This window comes from Gallicola sp. Sow4_E12, assembly GCF_052116305.1.
Classification (GTDB): Bacteria; Bacillota; Clostridia; order Tissierellales; family Peptoniphilaceae; genus JBQKLI01.
Genome location: NZ_JBQKLI010000008.1, coordinates 23,145 through 36,661, shown reverse-complemented (window position 1 = coordinate 36,661; position 13,517 = coordinate 23,145). Strand labels below are relative to the sequence as shown.

Below are 13,517 nucleotides of genomic sequence, written 5' to 3'. Positions count from 1 at the left end.
CATCACATCCTAGTATAAGTTTTTGCCGTGAAAGATCTCCATCATCTCTTGGCGGATACTTTCTGTAATCTCTTCTTTTTCTTCCTCATCCAGCTCTTCTTCCAAGTGAAAAAGATAATCTTCTAATATAATTTCCTTTAGCTTCATCTTCGTATGGAAAAGATTCGCTTGATCTACATTAATATCATAGACCTCATAGCGGTTTAAAGTTTCTTCTTCTATATAGTCTTGGATAGAGTCTATAGGGTGATCTATAAAGATCTTCTCCCCTTCCAGATTCCTTGTAAATCCTCTTACCCGATAATCCATCGTTATAATATCCGAATCGAAAGAATCGATCAAATAATCTAGAGTGGATAGAGGAGAAATCTCCCCGCAGGTAGCTACATCGATATCAACTCTAAACGTCGCGATGGAACTATCCGGATGAAACTCGGGATAAGTATGTACCGTAACATGGCTTTTATCCAAGTGAGCTAGTATTTCAGAGGTCTTTCTTCTATTTTCCGCGATCAGCACAGCTACAGAGGCTCCCTGAGGGTCATAGTCTTGGCTGGATACATTCAGTATTTCCGCACCGATCATATCGACTATTTTTTTTATAATCGCAGTAATTCTAGCTGAACTGTATTCCTCATCAATATATTCCACATACTGCTGGCGTTGTTTCTCTGTTTTCGCATAACAAATATCGTATATATTAAAACTAAGAGATTTTGTTAAATTGTTAAACCCGTATAATTTTAATTTATCCATAAATCTCCTCCATTTAAAAAAGCACAAGAGATCTCTCTCTTGTGCAGAATTCTTCTATATCTCGAGAAATCCTCTTACAAGAACAGCACACAGCGATCTTTTATTTAAAACTATTCCTTTACTTAGGGCAAAAGATCCAGCCCCATGGACTTCTCATCTGAAAACATCTCTGCTTTTCCTTTTATAGCAGAAATATTATATAATAATTTTCTCTAATTGTATAACAGAATTTTTCAAGAACAAAGCTTGGGTGAAAGGTTCTTTGTAATAATAACTACCCTTTGTTATGATATATAAAACGGCTGAGAAGAAATGGGAAGGGTGAAAGAGGAGAGCGGGGAGTTAATGAAGCAACATAGAACGTGTTTTTTTATTTGAAAAAAACAGAATTTACTAATCTCAAATTGGCTGATTTAACAGCTAGATGCCGCATCTTACTATGGCTAGAAAAAGAGACAGAACCCCTATGCGGCTTAGAAAAGCCGACATCTATCGAATCCTCAGCTCTAATCGGACTTCCAAGGCATTTCTTTTATATATATTATCTTATTAAATCAGGAGAAGGAGGAAATTCATGAAATTTTCTATATATAGACCCAGTATACGAACTGTGAAAACAGGTTTAGCTGTGGCGGTATCGCTGGCCATTGCCAATTTTTTTCATTTAGAAGCTCCTTTTCTATCCGGAATTTCCGCCTTGATGACTGTCAATGATTCTATCTCCAGTTCCTTTAAAATAGCTCTTTTTCGTATGACTGCAACAGTGCTTGGTGCTGTTATAGCCTGCCTTTTTCAATTCGCAGGCTTTACAAACAGTTTTGCTATCGGACTTGCTATCGTTCTTCTTGTACAGCTTTTTATTTTATTAAAATGGCAGGAGTCCATTATCACTGCCGGGATTGTAACGATATCGATAATGCTCTTTAATCCCGCAAGCCACGAGGCTTATATTCTTTTTTCCGTATCTAAGATCATCGATACCTTTGTAGGGGTAGCTACTGGATTTTTAATCAATTATCTGATCCTTCCTCCGAGAAGAGAAGTCATACTCGTAGAATATTATCGAAGTATTTTACAAGAGTTTATAAAAAAACTAGGAGAACTTTTGGAAAAAGAAGGAGATGTGCATATTTCTCCTTTAATCGCAGAACTAAACTCGATTACCAACGAAACTTTAACCATAGAAGAAGATAAACGCTTTATCCAAAACAGAGTTAAAGAAACGGAAATCTGGGAAATCAATACCTTGTTCTATATCCTCTTCAGCCTAATTACCCAGCTGATCGATAAAAAGCATATCGTCCCTTTAACGGATAAAAACAAAAAAGCCCTCGAAGAACTGCTTGACCGGGATATCCAGCAGCGCTACGACGACAAAGACAAGGATTACGAAAAAATATTCAACTTCACCATCTCAAGAATCATCAGCACCTCCCGTTCCATAGAAAAACGGCTAAAAGAAATCGAGAGTTCGGTGAAATAAAAAAGCTATTAAAAAAAAGTGGGGAATGTGATAGAGGGGAGTGGGGAGTTGTTGAAGAAACATGGAACGTGTTTCTTTGGTAGTATAAGTGCTCCTTTCTTGACCTTATTCAAATATCAAAATAGTAGCTTCTGAAAAACAAGGCTCGAGAACTCAAGATCAAAATATCTTATATTTCAATATATACAATACCCCACCAGCAAAATTTGTAAAACAACTATAGTATCCAATCCAAATATCGAATTTCTAAAATACTAGTTTTATAATCTAAAAAAGGAAAGCGGGGTATTCCCGCTTTTCTACCTTTACTCCACTCTACCACTCTTTAACTCTTTCACTCTTTTTTAATGCCGCCTAGGTTGCGAAGCAATCCTGCCTAGAGCCTGGGTCCCGATAGGGATCCCGCCTATTCTTTAATCCCATACAGTTTGTTTTGGATTAAGGCTTCTCGGATTTTTTCTCCGGCGAAGGCTGCGACTGCTATTTTCACAAGGTCTCCAGGAATAAAAGGAATCACTCCTGCCATAAAGGCTTGAGAAAGTCCCATGCCTGTTTGAATATTCAGCCAGATAGTTCCAAAGAAATAACAGACAACCGTTCCTATTATCATCGCGAGTATCGTATTTTTCTTATCCTTGTAATTCTTCTCAATAAAATACCCGCTGATTAAAAAGATAAAAATAAATCCAAATAAATATCCTCCAGTGGGGCCGAACAATTTCCCTGGTCCTCCGCTAAATCCGGAAAATACCGGCAAACCCACAAGGCCGATCAAAAGATAGACAAGATAAGAAACGAGTCCTCTCCTGCTGCCAATAGCAAATATTGCCACATAAATAATAAAATTCGTAAAAGAAATCGGCACAGGTCCTATGGGTATGGATAAAGGCGCTATAATACATAATACAGCTGCTACCAACCCTATTTTTGTAATTTCTACGGTATTCATGTTTTTCATTTTTATATCCTTTCATATCCTAATAGATCTAATTGTTCTTGATCTCTGTTCAAATCGCTTCCTGTCGTTGTAAGAAGATTTCCCGTCATTAAGGCATCGATTCCTGTGTCGAGAATTTCCTTTTCAAAATCCGGATAGAGACCTCTTCCCGCTGCTAATCGGATAGATGATTCCGGCAGAAGGAAACGAAACATAAGAAGGGTACGAAGGATCTCTTCTTTTTCCAACACTTTTTGATTTTCAAGGGCTGTTCCCTTTTGAGGCAATAACACATTAATCGGTACGGAATCTACTTTCAGCTCTTTTAAAGTCATTGCCATCTCCCATCGGTCTTCGAAACTTTCACCCATACCGATAATTCCTCCGGAACAAATTTCTAAACCTGCCTCTTTGGCTTTTTGAATCATGTCAATCTTTTCATTATAGTCATGAGTACTGCAGATTTCTGGAAAGTAAGACTCGGAGGTTTCTATATTGCAATGATACCTTTTCACCCCGCTGTCTTTCAGTTCTTTCAGCTGCTCTTGGGTTAAAAACCCATGGGAAGCACAAAGGTTAAAACTGTATTTTTCATCTAGCGCTTTATAAAAAGAGGCAAGTTCTTCGAAATCTTCATCCATCGTTCTTCCTGAAGTCACGATGGAAAAACGGTCTACATTGCCTTCCATTTCGCTGCAATAATCAAATAGGGATTCTTTCGAAATCAAATCCGTCTCTTCAATGCATCCTTTTCTATGTACAGATTGAGCACAGAAAGCACAATCTTCACTGCAACCTCCTGTTTTTCCGCTTAGGATGGAACACAAGTCGATTTTATTCCCTGAATATTTTCCTCTGATTTCTCTCCCCTTTTCCATAAGCGATTCTAAATCTCTATGGACAAAGAGTTCTACATTGTAATTCATACTAGCACCTCCAACTTCTCTAGTATAAAATCATTTTATTTTATTGTCAACTTATATTTTATTTCAGTTTACTTAATCCGTTAGACGAAATATTTTACTTGTGCTATAGTATAAGTAATAAAATATGGGGAGCTTTTTGCTGAGAGGATCGTTGAGATCGACCCAAGAACCTGTTTGGATAATGCCAGCGTAGGAATCATAATCGAGAGGACTTTTTGCCTCTTTTTAAAGTTGAGTCATAACCATCAGGTTTTGGACTCCTTTTTTATTAAAAAAACTTTAGGAGGCAGGATGAAATTTACAGATGAATTGCTAGAACAAAACCTTGATTTATGGGAAGGGTATTTAAAACATCCCTTTGTAAAAGGAATAGCCGAAGGAGACTTGAACATCGATCATTTCAGATACTATATGATCCAAGACTATATCTATCTTTTTGATTATGTAAAAGTTTTTTCCTTAGGCCTTGTAAAATGCGACAGCTTCGAGGATCAAAACTTAATGTCCGGATCCATCGCAGGTGTTTTATGGGAAGTTGAAAATGTCCATAAAAAATATATGGAAAGAATCGGTATATCCGAAGACGAAATCGAAAACACTCCAGTTCACATCGACAACACAAGCTATACGAAGTATATGCTTTACTGCGGATACGAAGGAGATTATTTCGATATTCTAATGGCTATTCTATCCTGTGTATGGAGCTATCATTATATTGCAGAAAAAATCAACGGAAAAGATCCGAAAGCAAAAGAACACGAATTCTACGGACAATGGATCAGTTCTTATATCAGCGACGAGTTTAGATCCTTAAAAGAAGGTCTTGTACAAAGAGCAAATGAACTGGCAAAAGAAGTTTCGAAAAAACAGCTAGAAAAAGCCCATAGAATCTTTAGAAACTGCAGTATTTATGAAATGCAGTTTTGGGAAATGGCTATAAAGAGATAGGCGGGATCCCTGTCGGGCTCCAGACTCTAGGCAGCTTGCTTCGCAACCTAGACGGCACGCCCAAGGGCGGCCGGGAAAAAAGTAGAGTATAAAAAAGAGTGGAAGAGTAGGAGAGTGGAGAGTGAAGATAATGAAGAAACATGAAACATGCTTCTTTAGTCATATAAGTACATATTTTTTGGATTTTATTAACTATCAAAATATTCATGAATCCATGAAGAAACCTCCAGAAATTAGATCATATTATTACTCTACAATTGAAAAAAAGAAAAGCGGTGCTATTCCGTTTTTCTACTATAACTCAACTCTTTCACTCTCCACTCTTTTTTTAAGCTCTCCCCTCTTTCACACTCTGAAGCCCTAGCCCAAATCAGGTATTTTGATTTGGTTGCAGGTCTCATGCCACTCATTTCCCAATAACGGTTTTTCCGTTCTTGGCTAGAAATGATCGGCCACTCTTCTTTTCCCTCATGGTATTCTGTATTCAAAATTTAGATTACCCGCAAAAAAAGCAGCTTGCCTATGCAAGCTGCTTTTTAAATACTCTTATTCTGCTTTTCCGCTGGATCCGAAAAGGTCCATTTTTTCTTTTACAAGTTTTACTACTGCATCTGTTCCTGGTTTTAATAGTTTTCTAGGGTCAAATCCTTTACCTTCTCTGTCTTTGCCTTCTTCGATATATTTTCTTGTGGCTTCTGCAAAGACAAGCTGGCATTCTGTGTTTACATTGATCTTAGAAACACCAAGTCCGATAGACTCTTTTATCATATCGTCTGGAATTCCTGTTCCTCCATGAAGAACTAGAGGCATTCCGCCGACTTTCTTTTGAATCTCAGCTAAAACTTCCAAGTTTAGTCCTTGCCAGTTTTCTGGATAAACACCATGGATATTTCCAATACCTGCTGCTAAGAAGTCGATTCCAAGATCTGCAATTCTTTTACATTCTTCAGGATCTGCGATTTCTCCGCTTCCTACAACTCCGTCTTCTTCTCCTCCGATCGCTCCGACTTCAGCTTCTACTGAAATGCCTTTGCTGTGTGAGATTTCAACGATTTCTTTTGTTTTTTCTATATTTTCTTCGATAGGATAGTGGGAACCGTCGAACATTACAGAAGTAAATCCTGCGTCGATTGCTTTTAAGGCTCCATCATAAGAACCGTGATCTAAGTGAATCGCTACAGGTACAGTAATACCCATTTCTTCCACCATTCCTTCGACCATTTTGACAACTGTTTTAAATCCAGTCATATACTTGCCGGCACCTTCTGAAACTCCCAAAATAACAGGTGATTTTGTTTCTTCTGCTGCTTGTAGAATCGCTTTTGTCCACTCTAAATTGTTGATATTAAACTGGCCTATGGCATATTTTCCTTCTAATGCATCTTTTAACATTTTATCCGCTGCAACTAACATGATACCCCTCCTATTAATTATGTAATATGAATTCATAATTAATTATATCATAAAACCCGTACTTATTGTATTTCTCCTATTTTTAACACCGTCTTAAAAAGAATTCAAGATCGGAAGCACTATGCCAATCATGAAAACCCCGATTAAAAGAAGACCAAATAAAGGCAGCAGTATCGTTTCAGCAGCATCTTCCATTTCTTCCGGAAGAAATGACAATAGCTTCTGAAGAATGATATAGAGATAACCGGTCATCACCCCTCCAAGAACCCCGCCGAGAACCGTCATGACTGCATTATTTATATGCAATGCAATAAATCCTGCGATCATACCCGGCAGCCAGGCAGAATCGATACCAGATTTTAATGCAATAAAACCAGATAATAGTATAATAAAAAACTGCAGGATTCTTTTTCCTAAAGTGTTAGCGAAGAAATATACGTAGCTGTCTCCGAAATTCCCCTGCAAAAGAAGTGATACTCCATACAGGACCAGTCCTGCTATGAAAAAAGAGATAAACGTATAAATGCTTATGGGCAGGGTTTCAAGAAAACGGACTTTCTGTTTGCCCATTTTTTCTTTTCCCGGCTTTCTTTCCCGATCATCATCCTCTTTTAACTCTTGGGGAATATGATCCAGTATTCGATTGATTAAGGCTTGGGGCTGTCTTATCCCTTCTGAAACAGGAACTTTTATAATATGCTTTCCTCGAAACCGCTCAAGGTTCATCTTCATCTCGCTGGCAATAATAATTCCAGAAGCCCGGTCGATATCATTCTCTGTTAAAGGATTTTCAACTCCATCTTCATGATCAACTTCTACTTTAATCGCCACATTTAAGTCTTCTGCAGCTTCGCTAAAAGCCTCTACAGCTAAATCCGCATAGTTGGATCCTTTATTTGAAGAAGTAACTACAGCTATAAACGGATGATATTCTATCGGCTCCATCTCTCCAAGCTCGCCAAACTCTCCTGTAAGTCCTCTATCAATCAAATCATATATTTCATCCGCATCTTCTGCTCTTCTTAAGCGGTCGATAAAGCCGTCGATTAATAATAAATTATAAAGATCTGTCAGCGGATGGATATATTCCGCTTCCGAACCCTCGGGACAAGCTGTCATAAAAAAAAGATAAACAGGCATGTCGTCTACAGAATCAAAGTCAATCCCTTGGGAACTTCTTGCAAAAAGCACCGCCGGCTCCAATACGGCATTTGTCTTTGCATAAGGAATGGCAACTCCGTTTCCGATTCCTGTAGATTCCTGACGCTCTTCCTTCAAAATCTCTCCCTTAAATTTTTCACGATCGTTTAAGACCTCTCTTTCATGAAGTCTCTCGATCATTTCATCAAGGACAGCTTCTTCTGTGTCCGTCTTTAATTCTAATATCATTAAATCTTCCCGCAGCAGCTCTTTCATTTCCATCTGGATCACTCCCTTTCTTCGAATCATTTTCTACCTCCTTCTATTCTACTATAAAGAACATCAAAGTTCGAAAAGAAAAATAAGTCTTCATTGGTTATAATAAAATCAGGAGGTTATTATGAATATAGAAGAACGAATCAAAACTTGTTATTTAAATAAAAGTCTTATCTTTTCAGGAAACGAGAAAATTCATTTGGGGAGTTCGTCCCCCCGCAGGATTCAAATGATATCACAACTAAAAGAACCTGTCCGCTGCACCTCTCCTTCCCTGGAAGAAGATACCATTTTAAAAGAACTTCAGACCTCAATCGATGAAAAAGATCCTCTCGTAAAAAACTCTATAGCAACAGCACTTCTCGCAAGGGCAAAAGCCGAAACAATTCCTGTGAAAGAAGAAGAAATTCTTATTACTGCAGATACTACAGTGCTTTTAGAAGACCAAATCTTAGGCAAGCCTAAAAATCAGAAAGAAGCTTTGAAAATGCTTCTTTCATTATCCGGCCGCATTCATTACGTGACAACGGGAGTCTGCCTGTATAAAAACAAAGAAAACTATGATAACTTTTATCTTTCCTCCGCTGTAAAATTCCGAAAACTAGAGGGAGTACTTCTGGATACTGCAAAGAGATATGTTAAGGAAGGCAAGGCCCAAGACAAGGCCGGAGCTTATGGAATCCAAGAAGAAGCAGGACTCTTCGTAGAATGGATCTGGGGCGATTACAACACGATTGTAGGATTTCCATTAGGCGAAATTTATCAGTCTTTAGGAGGGCTTTTTCATGAAAATTCTTGTTAGCGCTTGTCTATTAGGAGAAAACTGCAAATATAACGGAGGAAATAATTTCAACGAAACAATCGCCCAGCTGCAGGAAAAACATGAGGTCTTTCCCTTCTGCCCTGAGGTAGAAGGAGGACTTTCTACCCCGAGAATTCCCTGCGAAATCATAAAAGGAAAAGTCATCGGAAAAGACAATAAGGATTATACAGAGTTTTTCCTAAAAGGCGCAGAAAAAGCTCTTGAATATGCAAAAGAACATGATATTCATATAGCAGTATTAAAACAACGAAGCCCCTCCTGCGGCTATGGAGAGATCTACGACGGAAGCTTCAGCGCAACAGTTATAGAGGGCATGGGAAAAACTGCGGAACTTTTAGAAAAAGAAGGGATAGAAATCTTTACAGAAAAGAAGTGTGGTAGAGGGGAGAGATAGGCGGTATCCCTGTCGGGACTCAGGCTTTAGGCAGGATTGCTTCGCAACCTAGGCGGCACGCTCAAGGGCGGCCAGAAAAAGAGTAGAGTATAAAAATAGAGTGGAGTTATGGTAGAAAAGCGGAAATACACCGTTTTTCTTTTCTAGATTTTAAAACATATATTATAGAAATTCGATATTTGGTTTGGAGACTATAGTTGTTTTACAAATTTTATTGATGGATTATTGGAAATGTTATTATATAAGATTTCAATCTTTAATTTAAATAATACTTTCTAAAGAAACTCATATTTCGATATCCAAATAAGACCAAAAAATATGCACTTATTCTACCAAAGAAACACGTTCCATGTTTCTTCATTAACTCCCCTCTCCCCTCTTTCACTCTTTTTTTAAGCTCTCCCCATTCTCACACTTTTTTTAAAATTGGTACCGAAAAATGAGTTCTCCTTTGTATATTATAGTGAAAGGGAAAATATTTTTTTGAAACCAAACACTCCCTTTCGGAAATTTATTTCTTATTATAATACTGAAAGGAGAAGTAAGATGAAAAATATTTTGAAAGGGGCCGCCCTCTTTTTAGCCGTTTTAATGATGGGATCTGTTCTATACTTAAGCTTGTTTGGGGATACAACTTATGCCGCAGTATCTGTCGGTTCTTCCCAATCCCCTATAGAGGTAGAAGTACGAAAAAACGGAGATATCAAAAAATACTCGATCCTTCTGGGTCTATAGACCCGAAAGATTGGGAAGGAAAAAAGATGGAAACCTTCATCCCGATACTTGTGGAGCATTCCAACAACAGTTCCGGATCGGAAATCATTATCTCTTCTACTTATCCAAAAGAGGATCAGGGCATCTTAAAAAGAATAGTAGCGGAAATCCAAAAGAACAGCAAAAAAACAGGAGTCATTCTCTTGGATGGGGATTTAAAAGAATACAAGGAAGCAAAAGATAAGAACGAATCTTTGAATTCATATCTTGTAAAGAGCGAAACGATCTATGTATGGAATGATGAAGATGCTCGGAACAAAACTCCAGAAGAGAAAAGAAGTCAATTAGGATCAAAAGCTTTCTATTATCAAACAAACGATGACTTAAACAGACGAAATGAACTTAAGAAGCAGAAAGAAAAGCAGATAGCTGAAAAGAAAAGGGCAGAAGAAGAGAAGAAAGCTGCTGAAAAAAAGGCCGCTGAAGAAAAAGCAGCCCAAGAACAGCGAAGAGCACAACAGAAGCAAGAGAATGACAACAACTCAAGAAGAGCTGCCCCTGCACCTATTAAAAGACAGCCCTCTGCTCCTTCAGTTCCAAGACGCCAGCAGACACAAAGACGCGCCCCTCAGCAAAACAGAAGGCAAGTTCAAAGTTACCATTATGACGACGATGATGACGATGATGATGACGACTGGGATGACTAAAAATAGGTTCTAGGAATTAGGCCATAGGGATAGTTGATTTTTCGCTACCGCTCAAAACCATATCTGTCATTATGTATAAAGAATTGTTGTCTTGATTGTAGAGTAATTCCTATACAAAAGAAGTATAAGATATTTAACCAAAAAAAGAAAAGCGGTATCTTTCCGCTTTTCTACAATATCTTCACTCTTTTACTCTTTTTTTATCTGCTATTTAACAGTGAATGCTGCAATAATGCTTTCATCTAAAATTCTAAAGGTAAAGGACTCTGTAACGAAGAAGTTTACATTTTCTTCATCATAGCTGTCGTAAGCTATCGCAAAGTCTTGTCCTATTGTTAATTCTAAATCTTCGTGGCGATGAGGGATCATAATAGCTCCATTTACAGACTTAGAACGAAGTATAACTCCGCCATCAAGAAGTTTTCCTACGATCGGAAGAAGAGGAGCACCTTCATATATCTGATTCAAACGGTCATAGGCTTCTGGAGAAAGTACCAAATCATAAGGACCTTCAGCATAATTATCCATTAAGGAATATTTTGCTTCTGAAATGGCTCTTAAAATCTCGTCTCCGCTTTTTCCTAATTCGAAAGTTTTTTCTGACGCAGCAGTCAAACCTTGTATATTTCCTTCTTCATAGCCGTTCAATACAGCTTCTTCTTCAAAAAGCGTAATTTCCCGAACAGCCTGCTCTAAATTATCCAACTCGATATCTTTAGCGCCGCGGTAAAAATTATCTAATTCAGTTCGAGGCAGAGAAAAGTTTCTTCGGACTTCGATAAGAGGTTTTACTCTATAGGTTCCTACTTCGATATCTCCTTCTTTTACAGAATCTAAACGGCCCTCTTTTACAGCATTATAATCTAATCCTTTTGGTCCAGATACCTGCAATACTCTTCGTGTTGTGGTCATAGAGCTGATAACCTCTTTTGCGCGGCCTTCTAATTCAGCCCATAATTCTTCCCCGACTAATGCAGTATTTTTCTTTAAAAATCCCATAATAATCTCCTTTCTTAAAATCTAAACTATAATTGTCCTATTCCTAAATCGTCGCCGGCAGATTCCTCTTCTTCACCAGCTTCTCCTTTTTCTTCTACTTCCAAAATATTATCGGATGTAAATAAATAAGTACTCAATTCGTCATCCCAAGCATCCATGTTTCTTCTTAGGTATTCTAACAGCATAGCACAGTGTTCGATTTCTTCGTCTCGGTTATGCTCTAAAATTTGTTTTAGTTCAGGATCTTCTGTTGCAGCAACTCTTTGGTTGTACCAGTCTACTGCTTCGATCTCTTCTTTTAAACTATTTAACGCTCGTACTTGACCTCTTGTCTTTTCATCTAAATATTCAGGTAATTCATGATAATCACTCATTATAATTCTCCTTTCAATTATAAATAAATTATTTACTCAACAATTTATTTATACCCAATAAATTTTTATTTATCTAAAAAATTTAAAATCTCTTTAGGATGATCTATTATTGCTTGGGGCTGAAAGGCTTCCAATTCTTCTCTTTCTCTAAAACCCCAGGTTACCCCCACTGTATCTACAGCGGCATTTTTCCCTGTTTTCATATCCGTATTCGTATCGCCGAAGTAGAGCACTTCCTCTTTTGAAACTCCAAGTTTTTCCATAACAACATTAAGCATATCCGGTTCAGGTTTTCTGGAAATTCCGTCCTCTAAGGCGCTGATATAATCAAACTCTGCTGAAAATACACTTTCTACTAAATTTTCCGCCGCCATTTTTCTTTTATTTGTACAAATTGCAATCATACGGTTTTCTTCTTTTAATTTGCAAAGAACTTTTTCAATTCCCGCATATGGTTTTGTAAGGTCGTCCTTCAGCTGATCATAGGTTTCCAAATAGTCCGGATAAACTCCTTGGAACACAAACTCTTCTTCGCCGGGCTGAATCCTGCCTTCGCTTTTCAGATATTCTATTGCTCTTCTTACAAGAACTGCAGGTCCGTCTCCTGCAAAATAATTAAAATGTTCCTTTTGAATACTAGGAAGACCGTAACGCCTTAACACGCTGTTAAAGGTTCTTGCAATAATTCCCAAAGAATCGACTAATGTTCCATCTAAATCAAATACAAAAAGCTTATACATAATTCCTCCATGTTTCATACATTCCCACACCGCAGGCTAAAGTCAAGTTTAAAGAATCTACTTCATCCGTTTGAGGGATAAAAACTTTCTGTATTCCCTCTTTAGAAAAGGCTTCGCTTAGACCTGCTCCTTCATTCCCGAAACAAAGGGTGAAGGGCATAATATATTGGGTTTCGTTTAATTTCCGACTGCTATAATCTAAGACAAAAGCGTATAGATTATGATTCGGCCATTTTTCAAGATACTCTTCAAGGGTTTTAAACGCAGAAATGCGTATGCTGAAGAAGGAACCCATACTGCCTCGGACCACCTTTGGATTATAAACATCGCAGGTATTTCCTATCAAAACAAGATCCTTAAAACCAAACCCGGCCATTGTTCGTATAATTGTGCCGAGATTTCCCATATCCCTGACCTCTTCTAATAACAGGTGATTATCCCCTTCAATCTCAGGGATTTCTTTTTTAAACACCGCCGCCGCAAATATCTTTTTCTTATTGCCGATTCTTTCCAATGTCTTTTCTTCAAAGGTATAAGGAATTGCTTTTGAATCCAGCAAATGAATCATTTTTTCTTTCTCGTTAAATTCTCCCGACAAAATCACCCGAATAATCAGCTCCGGCCGTTTTTTTATAATCTCAAAAGTGGGAAAGGGTCCTAAAGTATAGGAATATTCCATTTCTTTTTTGTAAGCTCTTAATCTTTCCATTTGTGCCCCTTTCATTTTTCCGTCTTTTCAACTGTCTTTATTATACCTCAGGAAGAACTCTTCTACGCAAAAACAATAGCAGCCGTTCATTGAAACTATAGATTATTTGCAGTTATTTAAAAATCTCTCTTAATCTGCTGACCCTATCTTAATAGAAATAGAGGAAAGCAGCTGTTCC

Annotated in this window: 15 protein-coding genes; 6 read left to right on the top strand and 9 right to left on the bottom strand. The window is 37.8% G+C overall.

Annotated elements, in window-relative coordinates; genetic code table 11:
• Window positions 1-9: 9 nt before the first annotated feature.
• On the bottom strand, window positions 10-756 hold the full coding sequence (speD, locus tag ACTQ46_RS05660) for an adenosylmethionine decarboxylase (protein ID WP_441747949.1): 747 nt from the start codon (window positions 754-756) through the stop codon (window positions 10-12).
• Window positions 757-1,330: 574 nt separating this feature from the next.
• Between speD and ACTQ46_RS05655 the strand changes: the two genes are divergently transcribed.
• Window positions 1,331-2,239: an aromatic acid exporter family protein gene (locus tag ACTQ46_RS05655; RefSeq protein WP_441747948.1), complete on the top strand. Its 909-nt coding sequence runs from the start codon at window positions 1,331-1,333 to the stop codon at window positions 2,237-2,239.
• 406 nt (window positions 2,240-2,645) lie between these two features.
• On the opposite strand, the gene ACTQ46_RS05650 is transcribed toward ACTQ46_RS05655, so the two are convergent.
• Both ACTQ46_RS05650 and bioB read right to left on the bottom strand, forming a co-directional pair.
• Window positions 2,646-3,197: a biotin transporter BioY gene (locus ACTQ46_RS05650; RefSeq protein WP_441747947.1), complete on the bottom strand. Its 552-nt coding sequence runs from the start codon at window positions 3,195-3,197 to the stop codon at window positions 2,646-2,648.
• A gap of 2 nt (window positions 3,198-3,199) precedes the next feature.
• Window positions 3,200-4,102: a biotin synthase BioB gene (gene bioB, locus ACTQ46_RS05645; RefSeq protein ID WP_441747946.1), complete on the bottom strand. Its 903-nt coding sequence runs from the start codon at window positions 4,100-4,102 to the stop codon at window positions 3,200-3,202.
• A 291-nt stretch (window positions 4,103-4,393) separates the two neighbouring features.
• On the opposite strand from bioB, the gene tenA reads away from it, so the two are divergent.
• Window positions 4,394-5,050 carry a thiaminase II gene (tenA, locus tag ACTQ46_RS05640; protein WP_441747945.1) on the top strand — a complete coding sequence of 219 codons (657 nt, stop codon included), beginning with the start codon at window positions 4,394-4,396 and terminating at the stop codon, window positions 5,048-5,050.
• Between the two features lie 546 nt (window positions 5,051-5,596).
• Here the strand turns inward: tenA and fba are convergent.
• Window positions 5,597-6,463: a class II fructose-1,6-bisphosphate aldolase gene (gene fba / locus ACTQ46_RS05635; RefSeq protein WP_441747944.1), complete on the bottom strand. Its 867-nt coding sequence runs from the start codon at window positions 6,461-6,463 to the stop codon at window positions 5,597-5,599.
• A 93-nt stretch (window positions 6,464-6,556) separates the two neighbouring features.
• Complete coding sequence (locus ACTQ46_RS05630) at window positions 6,557-7,912, bottom strand: PTS sugar transporter subunit IIA (RefSeq protein ID WP_441747943.1); 1,356 nt, start codon at window positions 7,910-7,912, stop codon at window positions 6,557-6,559.
• A gap of 91 nt (window positions 7,913-8,003) precedes the next feature.
• Between ACTQ46_RS05630 and ACTQ46_RS05625 the strand changes: the two genes are divergently transcribed.
• The 4 genes from ACTQ46_RS05625 (at window position 8,004) to ACTQ46_RS05610 (ending at window position 10,517) form a co-directional block, all read left to right on the top strand.
• A complete protein-coding gene (locus ACTQ46_RS05625; RefSeq protein WP_441747942.1) occupies window positions 8,004-8,681 on the top strand; it encodes a Maf family protein in 678 nt (225 codons plus the stop codon).
• Complete coding sequence (locus ACTQ46_RS05620; protein ID WP_441747941.1) at window positions 8,665-9,096, top strand: DUF523 domain-containing protein; 432 nt, start codon at window positions 8,665-8,667, stop codon at window positions 9,094-9,096. The genes ACTQ46_RS05625 and ACTQ46_RS05620 overlap by 17 nt, the downstream gene beginning before the upstream one ends.
• Window positions 9,097-9,642: 546 nt before the next feature.
• Complete coding sequence (locus tag ACTQ46_RS05615; protein ID WP_441747940.1) at window positions 9,643-9,831, top strand: hypothetical protein; 189 nt, start codon at window positions 9,643-9,645, stop codon at window positions 9,829-9,831.
• A gap of 26 nt (window positions 9,832-9,857) precedes the next feature.
• Window positions 9,858-10,517, top strand: coding sequence for a hypothetical protein (locus tag ACTQ46_RS05610; protein ID WP_441747939.1), 660 nt, complete (start codon window positions 9,858-9,860; stop codon window positions 10,515-10,517).
• Window positions 10,518-10,724: 207 nt separating this feature from the next.
• Here ACTQ46_RS05610 and ACTQ46_RS05605 read toward each other — a convergent pair whose 3' ends face one another.
• From ACTQ46_RS05605 to ACTQ46_RS05590, 4 genes are all read right to left on the bottom strand, one after another.
• A complete protein-coding gene (locus ACTQ46_RS05605) occupies window positions 10,725-11,516 on the bottom strand; it encodes a family 1 encapsulin nanocompartment shell protein (RefSeq protein WP_441747938.1) in 792 nt (263 codons plus the stop codon).
• A gap of 26 nt (window positions 11,517-11,542) precedes the next feature.
• Entirely contained in the window at window positions 11,543-11,890 is a 348-nt protein-coding gene (locus tag ACTQ46_RS05600) for an encapsulin-associated ferritin-like protein (protein ID WP_441747937.1), read from the bottom strand.
• 65 nt (window positions 11,891-11,955) lie between these two features.
• Window positions 11,956-12,630, bottom strand: coding sequence for an HAD family hydrolase (locus ACTQ46_RS05595; protein ID WP_441747936.1), 675 nt, complete (start codon window positions 12,628-12,630; stop codon window positions 11,956-11,958).
• A complete protein-coding gene (locus ACTQ46_RS05590; RefSeq protein ID WP_441747935.1) occupies window positions 12,623-13,339 on the bottom strand; it encodes a TrmH family RNA methyltransferase in 717 nt (238 codons plus the stop codon). The genes ACTQ46_RS05595 and ACTQ46_RS05590 overlap by 8 nt, the downstream gene beginning before the upstream one ends.
• Between the last annotated feature and the right edge of the window lie 178 nt (window positions 13,340-13,517).